Annotated in this window: 11 protein-coding genes, 1 tRNA gene and 2 pseudogenes; 9 read left to right on the forward strand and 5 right to left on the reverse strand. The window is 59.4% G+C overall.

All coding sequences use genetic code 11. From position 1 onward, the window contains the following. Positions 1-52 precede the first annotated feature (52 nt). Positions 53-129 (forward strand) — tRNA-Met (locus CAI21_RS01320). Between the two features lie 988 nt (positions 130-1,117). Here CAI21_RS01320 and CAI21_RS25440 read toward each other — a convergent pair. The 3 genes from CAI21_RS25440 to CAI21_RS01335 all read right to left on the reverse strand — a co-directional run bounded on the left by CAI21_RS25440 (position 1,118) and on the right by CAI21_RS01335 (position 4,855). Next, positions 1,118-1,639, reverse strand: coding sequence for a prepilin-type N-terminal cleavage/methylation domain-containing protein (locus tag CAI21_RS25440; protein ID WP_309544626.1), 522 nt, complete (start codon positions 1,637-1,639; stop codon positions 1,118-1,120). Positions 1,640-1,898: 259 nt separating this feature from the next. Beyond that, on the reverse strand, positions 1,899-3,233 hold the full coding sequence (locus tag CAI21_RS01330; protein WP_116300621.1) for a sigma-54-dependent transcriptional regulator: 1,335 nt from the start codon (positions 3,231-3,233) through the stop codon (positions 1,899-1,901). Positions 3,234-3,235: 2 nt separating this feature from the next. Then, positions 3,236-4,855 (reverse strand): sensor histidine kinase, encoded by a 1,620-nt coding sequence (locus CAI21_RS01335; RefSeq protein ID WP_116300622.1) that lies wholly within the window; start codon positions 4,853-4,855, stop codon positions 3,236-3,238. 309 nt (positions 4,856-5,164) lie between these two features. On the opposite strand from CAI21_RS01335, the gene sucC reads away from it, so the two are divergent. From sucC to CAI21_RS01350, 3 genes are all read left to right on the forward strand, one after another. Beyond that, positions 5,165-6,334 carry an ADP-forming succinate--CoA ligase subunit beta gene (gene sucC / locus CAI21_RS01340; protein ID WP_116300808.1) on the forward strand — a complete coding sequence of 390 codons (1,170 nt, stop codon included), beginning with the start codon at positions 5,165-5,167 and terminating at the stop codon, positions 6,332-6,334. 31 nt (positions 6,335-6,365) lie between these two features. Further along, positions 6,366-7,238, forward strand: coding sequence for a succinate--CoA ligase subunit alpha (gene sucD / locus CAI21_RS01345; RefSeq protein WP_116300623.1), 873 nt, complete (start codon positions 6,366-6,368; stop codon positions 7,236-7,238). A gap of 168 nt (positions 7,239-7,406) precedes the next feature. Further along, entirely contained in the window at positions 7,407-7,745 is a 339-nt protein-coding gene (locus tag CAI21_RS01350; RefSeq protein WP_116300624.1) for a P-II family nitrogen regulator, read from the forward strand. Between the two features lie 93 nt (positions 7,746-7,838). On the opposite strand, the gene CAI21_RS01355 is transcribed toward CAI21_RS01350, so the two are convergent. Then, positions 7,839-8,579, reverse strand: a complete 741-nt coding sequence (locus CAI21_RS01355) for an outer membrane protein assembly factor BamD (RefSeq protein ID WP_181919207.1) — start codon at positions 8,577-8,579, stop codon at positions 7,839-7,841. Positions 8,580-8,689: 110 nt separating this feature from the next. On the opposite strand from CAI21_RS01355, the gene rluD reads away from it, so the two are divergent. The 3 genes and pseudogenes from rluD to clpB all read left to right on the forward strand — a co-directional run bounded on the left by rluD (position 8,690) and on the right by clpB (position 13,179). Then, complete coding sequence (rluD, locus tag CAI21_RS01360; protein WP_116300626.1) at positions 8,690-9,661, forward strand: 23S rRNA pseudouridine(1911/1915/1917) synthase RluD; 972 nt, start codon at positions 8,690-8,692, stop codon at positions 9,659-9,661. Next, positions 9,658-10,392 (forward strand): peptidoglycan editing factor PgeF, encoded by a 735-nt coding sequence (gene pgeF / locus CAI21_RS01365; RefSeq protein WP_116300627.1) that lies wholly within the window; start codon positions 9,658-9,660, stop codon positions 10,390-10,392. Before rluD ends, pgeF begins: the two co-directional genes overlap by 4 nt. Positions 10,393-10,585: 193 nt before the next feature. Further along, positions 10,586-13,179 (forward strand): annotated as a pseudogene (gene clpB, locus CAI21_RS25445) (ATP-dependent chaperone ClpB). Between the two features lie 22 nt (positions 13,180-13,201). Here clpB and CAI21_RS01375 read toward each other — a convergent pair. Next, the gene (locus tag CAI21_RS01375; RefSeq protein ID WP_116300628.1) at positions 13,202-14,053 is read right to left on the reverse strand and encodes an SDR family oxidoreductase; all 852 of its coding nucleotides are present in this window, start codon (positions 14,051-14,053) and stop codon (positions 13,202-13,204) included. Between the two features lie 162 nt (positions 14,054-14,215). Between CAI21_RS01375 and CAI21_RS01380 the strand changes: the two genes are divergently transcribed. Continuing rightward, complete coding sequence (locus CAI21_RS01380) at positions 14,216-14,479, forward strand: FmdB family zinc ribbon protein (protein ID WP_116300809.1); 264 nt, start codon at positions 14,216-14,218, stop codon at positions 14,477-14,479. A 123-nt stretch (positions 14,480-14,602) separates the two neighbouring features. Next, a pseudogene (gene aspS, locus CAI21_RS01385) lies at positions 14,603-16,376 on the forward strand (aspartate--tRNA ligase). The last annotated feature ends 320 nt before the right edge of the window (positions 16,377-16,696 follow it).

Below are 16,696 nucleotides of genomic sequence, written 5' to 3' on the forward strand. Positions count from 1 at the left end.
CTTGACAGCACGGCCGCTACATAAGAGAATTTGCGCCCTACCTACCTGATATGGCTACGTAGCTCAGTTGGTTAGAGCACAGCACTCATAATGCTGGGGTCGGTGGTTCAAGTCCACCCGTAGCCACCATTTATTTTCTCTGTTGTTGCTTTCTTGTGTGTGTGGAATTCCTTGTTGCCGTTGGGGCGGGGTGAGGGTTTTGCGCATGCGGGTGAAATGGTTCGTTGGGCTTTGGCGGGGCGGTTATTTTTTGTGTTGGTGGTTAAGGGTGGTGCGCTTCGCGCGATTTGTTTAGAAGGCGGGGTTCCGCCCCCGCACGGCGTCTGGGGTCTGCGCTTAGTCGCTATTGCCTGTAGTGATGCTTAACGCCCTGTTTCGCCCTCCTGGGCGAGTTACTTTTCTTTGCGTCGCAAAAGAAAGACAACAAAGAAAGGCGACCCGGAGGCGCTGCCCCGCTAACGCGGGGTGCCCTGCGCTTCTCGGAGCTTTCGGGGTTCGCCCGACAGGCCATCCCTGGCCTGACGGTCGAATGGCCGCCATCCGTGGCGGCCACCCCTACGGGGCCTTTACCGAAAGCCCCTGCGATGCTCGGCAGCGCCAACGGGCAAGAGCAAGACCCTTCGATTAACGTCTTCCCAAGAAGCAAACGCCAAACCGGTTAACAGCGTTAGGCGGGTCGGAGAAAGCAGAGGCAACGAACGAAGCGCTCTTACTTCGCCCTTTGGCTCGCCGAGCATCGCAGGCTTCGAGCGACAAGGCCCGAAGGGGCGCGGCAGGGAAGCCGCGCGTCTGTCGTCGGGCCAAGGATGGCCCGTCGGCAGACCCCGCTCGAAGCCGAGAAGCGCAGGGGACCCCGCCGCAGGCGGGGCGAGACAGTGGGCTGCCCTTCTTTTGGTTCCTTTTCTTGGGCAAGCAAGAAAAGGAACCCGCCGTGCGGGGGCGGAACCCCGCCTTCTAAACAAATCGCGCGAAGCGCACAATTTTCAAATCTTCAGTAATAACCGCAGCCGCTTACAGCAAAGGCCTTACCGAAAAGCCGACAACCCTGCTAAGCGCAAAGAGCAAAAAAAAAGCCCCCGGCCGAAGGGCGCAGGGGCTTTTCTCAAGTGGTTAACTCTTAGCGGCGCAGGGTCGGCCGGTAGGAGGCTTCGACGCTAGAGAGATCGTCGATGGTCCAGGAAACGACTCCTTGTTCATTCATTCTGCCAATGAAGATAAGGTTTTCGCCGGACAGCGGTTGCGGTACGCTCATTGCAGTACCGGTATCACCGCATTCTTCAACCGGATTCTCGCCGTTCTCATAGAACGTGACGGTAACTTCGATCTCTCGATCATCGGAGCTGTCAGCAAACCCCGTAATCTGTACAAGTTGCACAATGCCGCTACAGGTATTAGCTTCTTCTGCCTCGTCTAGAGACGGGAGGTTGCCATACCCTTCCGGAAGGGCACGATTGATCTGCGCGTACTCTGCAATCGCCAGCTGAATCGGGCGGATGGCAGAGATACCGTCGCTTGCCGCACTACGGGCGGTATATTGCTGATACTGCGGAATGGCCACCGCCGCGAGAATACCGATGATCGCGACGACGATCATTAATTCGATGAGCGTAAAGCCTTTTTGTTGAGCCTTCTTCATTATCTTCCCCTGCTCATTTGTTGTTGATCGGCCGCTGGCGCGGCCGCTGTTCCTTTTCATTGTTCTAGCCGGCGGCGAGGCCGCGGCTCGCAAGGGATAATGCAGAAGGCGTGCCAATGTTGCCGGTATGGCTACGTGCCTCTGTAACAAGGACTTGCGTGAGTCGGGACCGGCGAGTGCTTCAGTGCGGGTGACGTGGTGCGGCAGGTGGCGTTTGCCGAGGTGACCAATTTTGTCACCTCGGCCGGTGGTCGAGCAGGCTTTATTCCAGCTCCAGCTTCTTGAGTCGATAACGTAGCGCGCGGAAGCTGATGCCGAGCAGTTTGGCTGCCGCGGTTTTATTGTAGTTGGCCTTCTCCAGGGCGCTGACGATCACGTTACGCTCGATGTCGCCCAAGTAATCCTCTAAGGCAAAATCCTCGTCCGGCTCGACATCGACCGGCTGCGGAGCGCTAACTTCGGCTTCCGGTAGCAATAGGTCGTCGGCTTGAATCGTTTCTCCTTCCGCAAGCGTGACGGCGCGCTCCAGTACGTTTTCCAGCTCCCGTACATTGCCGGGAAAGGGGTAGTGGCATAAGGCTTTCATGGCTTCCGAGCTGAGGCGTAGTGGGGCGCCATCGGCTTCCAGTTGCTTCAGAAAGTGTTCGGCCAAGGCGGGGATGTCGTCCCGTCTTTCCCGCAAGGGCGGCACGGGGAGTTGGATGACGTTGATGCGGTAATACAGATCTTGCCGAAACCCACCGTCGCTAACCAGCTGGGCGAGATCTTTGTGGGTGGCGCTTAGGATGCGAACGTCGATGGGGGTTTCGCGCTGTTCTCCGATCGGGCGGATCGCTTTCTCCTGAATCGCGCGCAGTAGTTTGACCTGCATGTGCATCGGCAATTCGGCAATTTCGTCCAAGAATAAGGTGCCGCCGTCAGCGGCCTGAAACAGGCCTTGTTTGTCGGTGTTGGCGCCGGTGAAGCTACCTTTCTTGTGGCCGAAAAATTCGCTCTCCATCAACTCGGCGGGGATGGCGCCGCAGTTAACCGGCACGAAAGGTTTGTCCCGACGGGGGCCTTTATCGTGAATCAGGTGTGCCACCAGCTCTTTGCCAGTGCCGGATTCGCCGCTGATATAAACCGGAGCCTGGCTGCGGGCCAGCTTGCCGATCAGGGAGCGGATGCGTTGCATCGGCTTCGATTCGCCTAATAAGGTGTGGCGAGAGCGGCGGTCCTCGGCCGGGCTGAGCGTAAGTTTTACTGCACTGTCGACCAGCTTGCGTAAGATCGCCAGGTCGACGGGCTTGGCGACGAAATCGAAGGCGCCGGCTTTCAACGCTTGCACAGCCGTATCCATGCTGCCGTGAGCCGTAACGACCGCAACCGGTATGTCGGGAAAGCGGTCCCGCATGTGTTCGACCAGTTCGATTCCATTGCCATCGGGTAGCTGCATGTCGGTCAGGCATAAGGAAAAGTTTTGCTTGCCCAATATCTGCCTTGCTTCCGTCAGGTTGGCGGCGGTGACGGTATCGATTTCCATGCGCTGAAGCGTCAGCTGTATCAGCTCGCGGATATCGGGCTCGTCGTCAACGATGAGTGCCAAGGGTCGGCTCATGATTATGCAATCTCCCTGTGAGCGACACCGAACCGGATGCGGAAGCAGCTACCGCTGCTGCTCGGTATGTGGTGTAGCTGAGCTTGGTTCGCTTCGCAGAGTTCGCGGCATAAATAAAGCCCCAGGCCTGTCCCGGCCGAGGCGGTGGTGAAAAACGGTTCAAAGAGGCGGTTGGCCGTTTCCGGGGCGATGCCTTGGCCGTTGTCCCTCACCTCGAGTTCGACCTGCCCTTGGTTGCTGCGCCGGGCATGAATGGCGATGCAGCGTGGGCGGACGGGGCCGCCGTGGCGTAAGGCGTTGCCGCAGAGGTTGTCGAGTATTTGGTGTAAATGCTCGCGATCGAAGGGCGCGACCAAGGTAGGGGGCGTGACGTAAATCTCGAGCTGGAAATGCTCGGTGTGGTGTTGGGCGGCAAAGCTGTCGCGGAATTCCTCCAGCCAGGCTTGTAGTGCCACCGACTGTCGCTCGGCGCTACGCCGGCGCGAGAGTTGGAGGACGTTCTCGACAATACCGTTAAGGCGCCCGCTGTGCTTACGAATGATCTCTATTAGGCGGCGATCGCCGTCTTGCAGCCCTTCGGCTTCTTCCAGCAACTGCCCGGCATGGACAATGGCGCTGAGCGGATTGCGGATCTCGTGAGAGATACTGGCGGTGAGGCGGCCGAGGCCGGCGAGCTTTTCTTGTTGGACTTGTACGCGTAGTTCGCCGAGGTCCTGCAGAAACGCTAAAGCCCGGCGGCGTTCCGGATCTAAGGTCTGAAAGCGTACCCGATACTCGCCTTGCTCCCCTTGCAAGACGGGTTCGGAAAGGCTGTAGCCGTGGTGGCGCCAGCTGCTTAAGGCGGCGACAAGCCCGGGCGCAATTGCGGATACGTTGGCGCCTGGGGTTTCGACGCCTGCGCCGAGCAAGCGAGCGGCAGCGCGATTGCTGAGTTGGATGCGGTTATCTTCGTCCAGCGCCAGAACGCCTTCTTCCATGCGCTGGACGATATGATGATTAAGGACTTCGAGGCTTGCGAGGTCGCCGCTACGTTGATCGGCCAGCATCTGGTTTTCGCGGGCTCGTTTCGCCAACAGGTTGCCCACCAGGGCGGTCGCGAAAATACTCATGCCGAGCAGCCCGGCCTGGGTGTAATCGTTATGATCCCTGCCGGCGAAAACGTGCGAATAAGCTTGTTCGAGCAGTAGCGATAAGCTGGCCAGCGCGGCAAAAAAGAAGGCCATGCGGCGGTTGGTGAGGATGCTGCCGGCGGCGACGGCCACCAGCATGAGTGCCCCGAGGCCGCTGCCTAAGGTGCCGCTGGCATGGATGAGCATGGTGATGGCGACGATATCGACGCTGACATGACAGTACAGCTGCCATCTAAAACGAGGGCGCCGATAGCTGACGGCAAGATAGGCCATGACGCTAAAGACCAGGTAGGCGACCGCGAGCTTTAGAAAAAGCGCACTGTCCGACGGCCCGCTGAAGACGCTGCTACTGCCCGCGGTCATCGTTGCCAGGGTAAGGCTGGCAACGATGATGATGCGATAAATCGCCAAGGCTCGTAACGGTCGCCAGCTATAGGCGTCTTGACGAGCGCCGCGAGAGAATAAGGTTTCGTCCGTGGAACGGATGCTCATAGTCCAATGAGTGCGCGCCGAAATCGCTTTCGCGCGAAGATCCCGTATGTTGTTGTTCTAATGGCCGGCGTTGCCGGCTTCCTTGTTTCGGCGCCCGCTCGATAGCCGTCTAAGGAATCCCACGGGCGGTTCCTTTCGGGTCTTTTGGGGCACGTCTACTCGCTGCTAAACAGTCTCAAGCTAATACGGACTGGATGCAAGGCTTGCATGCGTTTCAAACGCTTGTATTTTGCGTTGACCGGCAGATTCGTAGAGAATGACGGCCGCATAATTTTCCTTCCTATCCTTCCTCAGGGGAGCTGGCGCAAGATGAATCTTCATGAGTATCAGGCCAAAAGCCTTTTCACCGAGTATGGAATTCCCATTCCCCAGGGCTCGGTAGCTCGCTCAGCCGAAGAGGCGCAAAACGCCGCTAAAAGGCTGGGTGGCAACGTTTGGGTTGTCAAAGCACAAGTGCATGCCGGTGGCCGCGGCAAGGCCGGTGGCGTGAAAGTGGTCAAGGACCTGGACGAGGTCAAGGACTACACCAATTCGTTGCTGGGTAGCCGCCTGGTAACGCACCAAACCGACGCTAACGGTATGCCCATTCATTCGGTGATGGTCGAGCAAGGCCTCAACATCGAGCGGGAGCTGTATCTCGGTGCGCTGATCGATCGGGCGAGCAAGCGCCTCGTGTTCATGGGCTCCGCCGCCGGCGGCATGGACATTGAAGAAGTCGCTGCCACGGAGCCGGAAAAGATCATTACCATCGGCCTCAATCCGGTTGCCGGTTTCCAAGCTTATCAGGGGCGTCAAATGGCGTTTGCCCTGGGTCTTAAGGGCAAACAGGTTGGCCAGTTGGTGAAAATCATGGCCGCTCTGGCGAAGCTGTTCGAGGACAAAGACTTTAGCCTGGTCGAGATCAACCCGCTGATCGTGACGCAAGAAGGCGAGTTGCTGGCCTTGGACGCTAAGGTCAACATCGACCCGAACGCGATCGAAGTCGGACGTCAGGCGGCGATTGCCGATATGCGCGATATCACGCAAGAAGACGAAACCGAAGTCGCGGCCGCCGAACATAACCTCAACTACATCACGCTCGACGGCAACATCGGCTGCATGGTCAACGGTGCCGGTCTGGCGATGGCGACCATGGACGTGATCAAGCTGCACGGCGGCGATCCGGCGAACTTCTTGGACGTTGGCGGCGGTGCTACCAAAGAGCGGGTGACCGAAGCGTTCAAGCTGATCCTCTCCAGCCCCAAGGTCGAAGGCATTTTGGTGAACATCTTCGGCGGTATCGTCCGTTGCGACATGATCGCCGAGGGGATCATCGAGGCCGTTAAGGAAGTCGGGGTGAAGGTGCCGGTCGTGGTTCGGCTGGAAGGCACCAACGTCGACAAGGGCAAAGAGCTGCTGAACGGCAGCAACCTGAACCTGATTCCGGCCGACGACTTGACCGATGCAGCGAAGAAAGTCGTCGCTGCCGTCGCCCAATAAGGCCCGCACCGACTGAGGAATTTGCACAGCCATGAGTATTCTTGTCGACAAGAACACGAAGGTCATCTGCCAGGGTTTTACCGGTAAGCAGGGGACCTTCCATTCCGAACAGGCGATTGCCTACGGCACCAACCTGGTCGGCGGCGTGACGCCTGGCCGCGGTGGCGAAACCCACCTGGATCGCCCGGTTTTCAACACGGCGAAAGAGGCCGTTGCGGCCACCGGCGCTACCGCGTCCATGATTTACGTGCCGGCTGCGTTCGCCGCCGATGCGATTCTGGAAGCGGCCGAAGCCGGTGTGAAAGTGATCGCTTGCATCACCGAAGGCATTCCGGTCATGGATATGCTGAAAGTGAAAGGTGCCTTGGATTACTACGGCGCGCGGCTGATCGGCCCGAACTGCCCGGGGATCATCACCCCCGGCGAGTGCAAGATCGGCATTATGCCGGGGCACATCCATAAGCCGGGTTCCATTGGTATCGTTTCCCGTTCCGGCACCCTGACCTACGAAGCGGTCAAGCAAACCACCGACATCGGTCTGGGGCAAAGCACTTGCGTCGGCATCGGTGGCGACCCCATTCACGGTATGTCCTTCATCGACTGCCTGGAACTGTTCCAGGAAGACCGTCAGACCAAGGGCATCGTGATGGTGGGCGAGATTGGCGGTACGGCCGAGGAAGAGGCCGCGGAGTACATCAAGGCCAACGTACGTAAGCCGGTTGTCGCGTATATCGCCGGTGTCACCGCGCCTCCGGGTAAGCGCATGGGGCACGCCGGTGCGATCATCAGCGGCGGCAAAGGCACGGCGAAGGACAAGTTCGCCGCGCTGGAAGCGGCCGGTGTGGTTACCGTTCGTTCGCCGGCCGAGATCGGCGCACGGATGAACGAGTTCTTCTCTGGTTAAGTCCACAGCGCTTCGGGGCGAGGTCGGCTGACGCGAGCCGGCCTCGCCTTAGGCATGTTTCCTCGTCGCCGAGGTTGCGGTTGTCGATTCGCTTGCCGTTCCCTCCGCCTTACATAAGCTGCTATCTTTGCCGCTGGTCTGGCGGATTTGACGTAAAAAGGATCAGTCATGAAAAAGGTTGAGGCCATCATTAAGCCTTTTAAGCTGGACGACGTCCGTGAAGCGTTGTCGGATATCGGTATCACCGGTATGACGGTAACCGAGGTGAAGGGGTTCGGGCGGCAGAAAGGTCACACCGAGTTGTATCGCGGTGCCGAGTACGTTGTCGATTTCTTACCGAAAATGCGTCTGGAAGTTGTCGTAGCGGACGATCAGGTCGACCATTGCGTTGAGGTCATTACCAAGGCGGCTCGTACCGGCAAGATCGGCGACGGTAAGATTTTCGTCACCTCGGTCGAGCAGGTTATCCGTATTCGTACCGGCGAGCAGGATCAGGACGCAATTTAACGGCTTATCGATCAGCCGGAGGATGGCACCCGCCCGCGCGTGCGTAAGCCATTTCAAGGGCAGTCCGTTTGGTCGGACTGCCGTTGTTGTCGATTAGACGGCAGCGGCTGTTTCCAGCAGTTGCCTGATTTCTTCCCGCAAATCGTCCATTTCCAAACGTTCGTAAGCCTCGCTCAGAATATGGAGCGCGTCTTCGTAGGCGGGTGTGTCGTTGAACTGTTCGACGACGCCTTGAGCGCGGCGTGCCGCAGCGACATAAGCGCCCCGCCGCATGTAGTAGTCCGCGACGTATAATTCGTGCTCCGCCAGTTGCATCCGCAGGTTGGTCATCTGGTCGCGGGCGTCATCCGCATACTCGGTGTCGGGGAAATTTTGCGCCAAATAGCGGAAGTCGGCGTAAGCTTGCCGCAGCGGCTCCGGGTCGCGCATGCTGCGGTCGATGCGGAATATGCCGGTGAGGAAGTCGCGACCGCGGTTCATATTCGCCGTCGCCCTCATATAATACGCGTAGGCTACGTTCTCATCGCGCGGATAAAGGCGCATGTAACGGTCGGCGGCGGCAACCGTCGAGTCCATGTCTTCGGCCCGGAAGTACATGTGGATGATGTCGAGCTGCGCCTGACGAGCGTAATGGCCGAACGGGAATTGCGCTTGCAACTGCTCCAGCTGGCGAATCGCCGTTTCGAATTCTCCGCGCCGGCCGGCTGCTTGAGCTTGCTCGTAGAGCGCCTGGGCGGTTTGTGCTTCGTCGTCGGTTCGGTCGCCGCGTAGCGTTCCGCAGGCGGCGAGGCTGGCAGACAGCAGCAGGAGCAGGAAAAGTCGGCTTAGCGTCATGTTCGCGTTCATCCACGTGAAGTAATGAGCGTCATTGTAGAGAAACGTAGTGGCCCAGGACAATCAATGCGCTTACTGAGCGCCTCTTTTTATGCAGGTAATCGAACGGTATGAGCGACACCGTCCAGCTTTCCGCCATCGTCCCCGCCGATTGTGCCGGACAACGTTTAGACCAGGTTCTGGCGCAACTGTTCCCTGACTTCTCCCGCAGCCGCCTGCAAGCGTGGATTAAGGCCGGGGAGGTGGAGGTCGACGGCCGAACGCTGCGACCGCGAGACAAAGTCTATGGCGGCGAGACGGTGGTCGTTGCCGGCGAGCTGGAGACGAACGATGCCGTTAAGGCCCAGCCCTTGGCGCTCGATCTCGTGTATGAGGATGAGGCCATCCTGGTTCTGCACAAGCCGGCAGGCTTGATCGTGCACCCGGGGGCCGGTAACCCCGACGGCACGGTCCAGAATGCCTTGTTACATCATGCGCCCGAGTTGGCCGTTGTTCCGCGGGCCGGGATTGTGCACCGCCTGGATAAAGACACGTCCGGCCTCATGGTGGTTGCGAAAACCTTGGCAGCGCATAAATCTCTGGTGGAGCAGCTGTCCGCGCGTACGGTGCGGCGCGACTATCTGGCGTTGATCAACGGTACCCTGACCGCCGGAGGGCGCGTAGAGGGTGCGATCGGGCGGCATCCTCGCGATCGAAAGCGCATGGCAGTGTTGTCCCACGGCGGCCGACCGGCCATCACGCATTATCGACTGGTTGAGCGTTTTCGTGCTCATACGCTGGTTCGGGCCAGTCTGGAAACGGGCCGGACCCATCAGATCCGCGTGCACATGGCTTATATCGGGCATTCGTTGGTGGGCGATCCGGTGTACGGGGGCCGTCTTTTGTTGCCTAAAGGCGCGAGCGAGCTGCTGCGAGAGACGCTGCGGGGGTTTCGTCGTCAGGCTTTACACGCGACGCGGTTAGGGTTGGTGCATCCGGAAACGGGCGAGCCTATGGAGTGGGAGGTGCAGCCGCCGCGGGATTTGCAAGATCTCTTGGCGGTTATGCGTAGCGAGTGTCCGGCAGATACGGTGGAGCCATGACCGAGAGTGCATCGTTTATCGCCGCCGATTGGCCGGCGCCGACGAACATTAAAGCAGGGGTGACGACGCGGGTCGGTGGGGCGAGCCTCCCGCCGTTGGCGAGTTTTAACCTCGGGATTAATGTCGAGGACGATCCGGTGTGCTTGGCAGAGAACCGCCGCAGGTTGCGCGAGCGCTTACGGCTACCGCAAGAGCCTGCGTGGTTGCGGCAGGTTCACGGAACGCGCGTCGTGCCGGCGGCCGATGGCGAGGCCGAGGCCGACGGTAGCTGGGCGGACCGGCCCGGTATCGTGTGCGCAGTGTTAACGGCCGACTGTCTGCCGGTTTTGCTGTGTGACGACGCCGGCGAGCGGGTGGCGGCGCTGCATGCCGGGTGGCGTGGGTTAGCGGCCGGAATTATCGAACAAGGTGTCGCTGCGCTGCAAACGGCGCCGGCCACGCTGATGGCATGGCTTGGGCCGGCGATTGGGCCGGCGGTCTTTGAGGTGGGAGGCGAAGTACGTGCCGCTTTTCTGCGGCAATCGCCTGCCGCCGCAGAGTGTTTTGTGCCTGCTGACCGCGAAGGTCATTGGTACGCCGACCTTTACGGTTTGGCGCGTGAGCGCTTGCAACGCTTAGGTATAGATCGCGTTTACGGCGGCGGGTTTTGTACGTATCGCCAGAAGGACATGTTCTACTCGTATCGCCGCGACGGCCGTACCGGGCGAATGGCGAGCCTTATCTGGCGCTGAGGCCGGTAGACTTAGGCGTTGTTGGCGGCTTTCCTGTCTTGAGCCGTATTTCTTCCACGGCAGCATCGCTTTATCCCGATGGAATGGGATCAAACTCACAAATCTGTGGTCACACTTCTTAGTTGGCAGAGTTAGCACTCCTCTTGCGTGAGTGCTAAAATGGACCTAAAGATTTGAGTGAGGAAGTTTTCCCATGCGGATGGATAAGCTTACAACGAAATTTCAAATGGCTCTGGCCGATGCCCAGAGCTTAGCGGTAGGGCGCGATCACCAGTTTATCGAGCCCATTCATGTGTTAACCGCTCTGCTCGACCAGGACGGCGGCGGTATCCGCCAGTTGCTGAGTCAGGCAGGCACTAACGTCAATTACCTTCGCTCGCAATTGGGCGAGGCGCTGGAGCGTCTGCCGAGCGTGCAAGGCGTCGGCGGCGAAGTGCATTTGTCCAACGATCTGGGGCGCTTGCTGAATCTGACCGATAAACTCGCCCAGAAACGCAAGGACCAGTACATCTCCAGCGAGCTGTTCGTTCTGGCGGCGACCGACGATAAAGGGCCTGTCGGCGAATTGCTGCGTAAGGCCGGTGCCACTAAAGACGCCGTCGAAAAGGCTGTGGACGATATGCGCGGCGGGCAGAACGTTGACGACCCGAACGCCGAAGATCAGCGTCAGGCTCTGGAGAAGTACACCATCGACCTGACCGAGCGGGCCGAGCAAGGCAAGCTCGACCCGGTGATCGGGCGTGACGACGAAATTCGCCGCACTATCCAGGTTCTGCAACGGCGAACCAAAAACAACCCGGTGCTGATCGGTGAGCCGGGTGTGGGTAAGACAGCGATCGTCGAGGGGTTGGCGCAACGGATCATCAATGGCGAAGTGCCGGAAGCGCTAAAGAACAAGCGCCTGTTGAGCCTCGACATGGGCGCACTGATCGCCGGTGCTAAGTTTCGGGGCGAGTTCGAGGAGCGCTTGAAAGCCGTATTGAACGATCTGGCCAAGCAAGAGGGGCAGATCATTCTCTTCATCGACGAAATCCACACCATCGTCGGGGCGGGTAAGGCCGAAGGCTCGATGGATGCGGGCAACATGCTCAAGCCTGCGCTCGCGCGCGGGGAGCTGCATTGCATCGGCGCTACGACGCTTGATGAGTATCGCAAGTACATCGAAAAAGACGCAGCCTTGGAACGGCGCTTTCAGAAAGTGCTGGTGGACGAACCAAGTGTGGAAGACACCATTGCGATTCTGCGCGGCTTGAAAGAGCGCTACGAGGTGCACCACGGCGTATCGGTGACCGACCCGGCGCTAGTCGCGGCGGCAACCTTATCGCATCGTTACATCACCGACCGCCAGCTGCCGGACAAGGCAATCGACTTGATCGACGAGGCGGCCAGCCGAATTCGTATCGAGATCGATTCGAAGCCGGAGCAGATGGATAAGCTCGAACGGCGGCTGATTCAGCTCAAGATCGAGCGCGAGGCGCTGAATAAGGAGTCGGACGAGGCGTCGAAGAAGCGGCTGGAGGCTTTGCAAGACGAAATCGATCGGCTTGAGCGCGAGTACGGCGAGCTGGAAGAGATCTGGAACTCGGAAAAGGCCGCGGTACAGGGCACTCAGCACATCAAGGAGGCGTTGGAGCGCGCCCGTCAGGAGATGGAAACGGCGCGCCGTGCGGGCGATCTAACCCGCATGTCCGAGCTACAGTACGGCCGTATCCCCGAGCTTGAGCAGCAGCTCGATCTGGCCGCCCAGGCCGAAATGCACGATATGCAGCTGTTGCGCATTAGCGTGACGGAAGAAGAAATCGCCGAGGTCGTGTCCAAGTGGACCGGCATCCCGGTATCCAAGATGTTGGAGGGCGAGCGCGAGAAGCTGTTGCGGATGGAAGAGGTCTTGCGCAAGCGCGTCGTCGGTCAGGAAGAAGCGGTGTCCGCCGTGTCCAACGCCATTCGCCGGTCGCGAGCGGGCTTGTCGGACCCGAACCGGCCGAACGGTTCGTTCCTGTTCCTGGGGCCGACCGGCGTTGGTAAAACCGAGTTATGCAAAGCGTTGGCGTCGTTCCTGTTCGATACCGAAGAGGCGATGGTGCGGATCGACATGTCCGAGTACATGGAAAAACATGCCGTGGCTCGCTTAATCGGCGCGCGCCTGGGTATGTCGGTTATGAAGAAGGCGGTTACCTGACCGAAGCTGTGCGCCGTAAGCCGTATTCGGTGATCTTGCTCGACGAGATCGAGAAGGCGCACCCGGATGTGTTCAATATTCTGTTACAGGTCTTGGACGACGGTCGGTTGACCGATAGCCACGGACGGACGGTCGACTTCCGCAACGCGGTGATCGTGATGACGTCGAACCTCGGGTCGAGCGTTATTCAGGAACGTATCGGCAACGTCGAATATCAGGAGTTGCGCTCGGAGTTGATGGATCTTCTCACCGGCCACTTCCGGCCCGAGTTCGTCAACCGGGTGGACGAAGTGGTGGTGTTCCGGCCGCTGGCGCTGGAGCAGATTCGGGAAATCAGCCGAATCCAGGTCGGTTATCTCGATCGTCGCCTGCACGATCGCGATATGGCCATCCGCTTCAGCGAAGCCGCGCTGGATAAGCTCGGCGAAGCCGGTTTCGATCCCGTATACGGTGCGCGACCGCTGAAACGCGTCATCCAGCATCAGATCGAAAACCGCCTGGCGCAGGAGATTCTGCAAGGTCATTACGGGCCGGGCGATGAAATACAGATCGATGTGCGCGATGGCGACTTCGTGTTCGCGAAAGGTCGGCGCGAGGCGGCGGCGTAAACCGCCGCCTCGCAACGGCTTGTTACGGTAGGCGTCGCTCCGACTCGGTGCTTTTCAGGAGCACCCAGTCGAGCGCACGCGTTGATAAGAAACGGCGAAGCCAGCCGAATAAATGGGTCGGAACCGTGACATAATAGCGCGGCTTCGGCCGTCGGCTTCGCAGCGCGTGGCGAACCGGCTTTAGCAACGCCTCGGCCGGTAAGGTAAAGCCGCTGCCTTTGCCGGGGTTGGTGAGGCGCTGTTCTAAAGCCGCGTACAAGGCTTCGTGGGCGCTGCCTTCGCGCTTTATACGGCGTCGGTAAGCGGCCTCGGCATTAGCACGGAAGCGGCTCTCGATGGGGCCGGGTTCGATCAGGCTGACGGCGATTCCGCTGCCTTTAAGTTCCATACGCAGCGTGTCGGTAAGGCCTTCAAGCGCGAATTTACTGGCGTTATAAGCGCCGCGGTAAGGTAAGGCGGCCAAGCCGAGCACGGAACTGTTTTGGATGATTCGGCCATGCCCCTGGCGGCGCATGACGGGGATGACCCGGTTGGTTAATTCCAGCGTGCCGAAGAGGTTGGTTTCGAACTGGGCGCGAATGGCCTCTCGGCTGAGATCTTCCACCGCGCCGGGTTGGCCGTAGGCGGCATTATTGAATAAGGCATCGAGCGTGCCGCCAGTGGCGACAAGTACCTGTTCCAGTGCCGTGCGGATGCTGGCGGAATCGTCGAGATCGAGCTGCACGCACTCCAGGCCTTCGGTTTGCAGGCGTTGCACATCGGCCGGTTTGCGGGCACTGGCGAATACGCGATAGCCGTCTCGTTTGAGGCCGTGGGCGACGGCATAGCCGATACCGCTGGAGCAGCCGGTAATCAGAATGCTTTGTTGAGTCATGGTTTGGCGACCGTTTGTTGGTGGTTATGTCGAGATTGTCGCAAAACGGCGGCCGTCTTCGATACCGCTGACGGCGTAGAGCCGCTACACTATCCGCGATTAACGGCCCTGTTGCCGCGCGGACATCTGCCCAAGAGGGTCTTTTTTTTAGAGGAAAAAAAGATGCCCATTTACGAGTATCAATGCAGCGAATGTGGTCATGAGCTGGAAGCTATCCAGTCCTTGAGCGATGCGCCTCTGACCGAATGCCCGAATTGCGGCAAGCAGGGGTTGGCTAAGAAGGTCAGTGCGGCCGGTTTCCGTCTCAAAGGCGGCGGCTGGTACGAAACCGACTTTAAGAGCAAGAACAAGCGTAACCTTGCCGGGGGCGGCGGCACGTCGTCCGGGGGAGCGTCCTCCTCCAAGAGCACCGGCACGGACAATTAGCGAAATAATCAGTGAGTCCTGATAACCCGAGGCCAACTTGCGCGGCCTCGGGTCAAGTCTTACCATTTCCCGCTCACTCGGGCGAACCCCGTCATCCTAAACAACAAGGCACGGTCTGGATTCATGCGCAGCCATTATTGCGGTCTAATTACAGAGAGCCTGCTCGATCAAGAGCTTACCATTTGCGGTTGGGTGCACCGCCGCCGCGATCACGGCGGGGTGATTTTCATCGACTTGCGAGACCGCGAAGGTCTGGTGCAGGTGGTGGTCGACCCGGACGAGGCAGAAGCCTTCGCTACTGCCGAGCGGGTGCGTAGCGAATTCGTCCTCCAGATCAAAGGCAAGGTCCGCCGGCGCGGCCGGCACCGAGAACGCCGAGCTGCGGACCGGGCAGATCGAACTGCTGGCGCGGGAAGTTTCGATCATCAACCGTGCGAAGACGCCGCCCTTCCAGCTCGATGAAGACGATGTCGGCGAAGACACTCGCTTGCGTTTCCGTTACATCGACTTGCGGCGCCCGCAGATGCAGGAGCGTTTACGAACGCGCGCTCGGGTAACGAGCCTATTACGGCGCTTCCTGGACGACCGCGGGTTCCTCGATATCGAAACGCCGATGCTGACTCGGGCAACGCCGGAAGGTGCGCGCGACTATCTGGTGCCGAGCCGCGTTCATCCAGGGTCGTTCTATGCTCTGCCGCAGTCGCCCCAGCTGTTCAAACAGTTGTTGATGATGTCGGGCATGGATCGTTACTACCAAATCGTGCGCTGCTTTCGCGACGAGGATCTGCGCGCCGATCGGCAGCCGGAGTTTACCCAGCTCGACATCGAAACCTCGTTCATGGACGAGGAAGAGATCATGGGTTTGATGGAGGAAATGATCCGCAAGCTTTTCGCGGAAGTCCTCCAGACCGAGTTGCCCGAGCCGTTCCCGCGCATGAGCTTTGCCGAGGCAATGGATCGGTTCGGCAGTGACAAGCCGGATTTGCGGATTCCGCTTGAGCTGGTCGAGATTGCGGACCTGCTGCAGGATGTCGAGTTCAAAGTCTTCGCCGGCCCGGCAAAAGACCCCAAAGGCCGGGTTGCCGCCTTGCACGTACCGGGCGGCGGCGAGTTGTCGCGCAAAGCCATTGACGATTACACCCAGTTTGTCGGTCGCTATGGCGCCAAGGGTCTGGCTTATATCAAGGTCAACGACCCGGCCGCCGGTCGCGACGGTTTGCAGTCGCCGATTCTCAAGTTCCTGCCGGATGCCGCTGTCGAAGGCATCCTCCAACGCACTGGCGCGAAAGCGGGTGACTTGATCTTCTTCGGCGCGGATAAAGCCAAAGTTGTTTGCGACGCGCTGGGGGCCTTACGAATCAGGCTCGGCCATGATTTGGGGCTGATTGAAGCCGGGTGGCGGCCGCTGTGGGTCGTCGACTTCCCGATGTTCGAGTACGACGAAGGCGACAAGCGTCTTTATGCGCTGCATCATCCGTTTACCGCGCCGCGTGTGGACGACTTGCAAGCGTTGGAGGCCAACCCGGAGCAAACCTTGTCGCGCGCTTACGACATGGTGTTGAACGGTACCGAGCTGGGTGGCGGTTCGGTGCGTATTCATCAGCCGGAGATGCAGCAAACGGTCTTCAAGCTCCTCGGAATCGACGAAGAGGAGGCGCGGGAGAAATTCGGCTTCTTGCTCGATGCTTTGGAGCATGGCGCGCCCCCGCATGGCGGGATCGCGTTCGGTCTCGATCGGTTGGTGATGCTGATGACCGGCTCGCAATCGATCCGCGACGTTATGGCTTTCCCTAAAACACAGGCGGCTAGCTGCTTGCTGACCGAAGCGCCGGCCCCGGTTGCCGACCTTCAGCTGAAGGAGCTTAACCTGCGTTTGCGCAAGTTACCTCAAGCCTAAGTTCCGCTCGTTCGGCTAAGGATTGAAGCGTGGTTTCAGTTCTTAGAAAAGCATTGTCTGACGGGAGCTGAGCATTTGCTCGGCTCCCGTTTGCTTTTGCTTCCTCGCATTACGATTACCCACTGCAAAGAGCGCTGCCGCCGGGCTGCCTTCCATGACGGCGTGACGTACTGTCGTGTATCAGACTTGTTACAGTTTTATGAAGCCATAAGTAATTCCTTACGCAGCAGCGGCTAAACCGCTGCCCTGGCGGCGAGGCGGTCCGCCCTGGATGGGCTGCCCTTGGCGAAGGAGCATGCCGTTTAACGACGGCCGTGAAC

Source organism: Alkalilimnicola ehrlichii (genome assembly GCF_003399765.1).
Taxonomy (GTDB): Bacteria; Pseudomonadota; Gammaproteobacteria; order Nitrococcales; family AK92; genus AK92.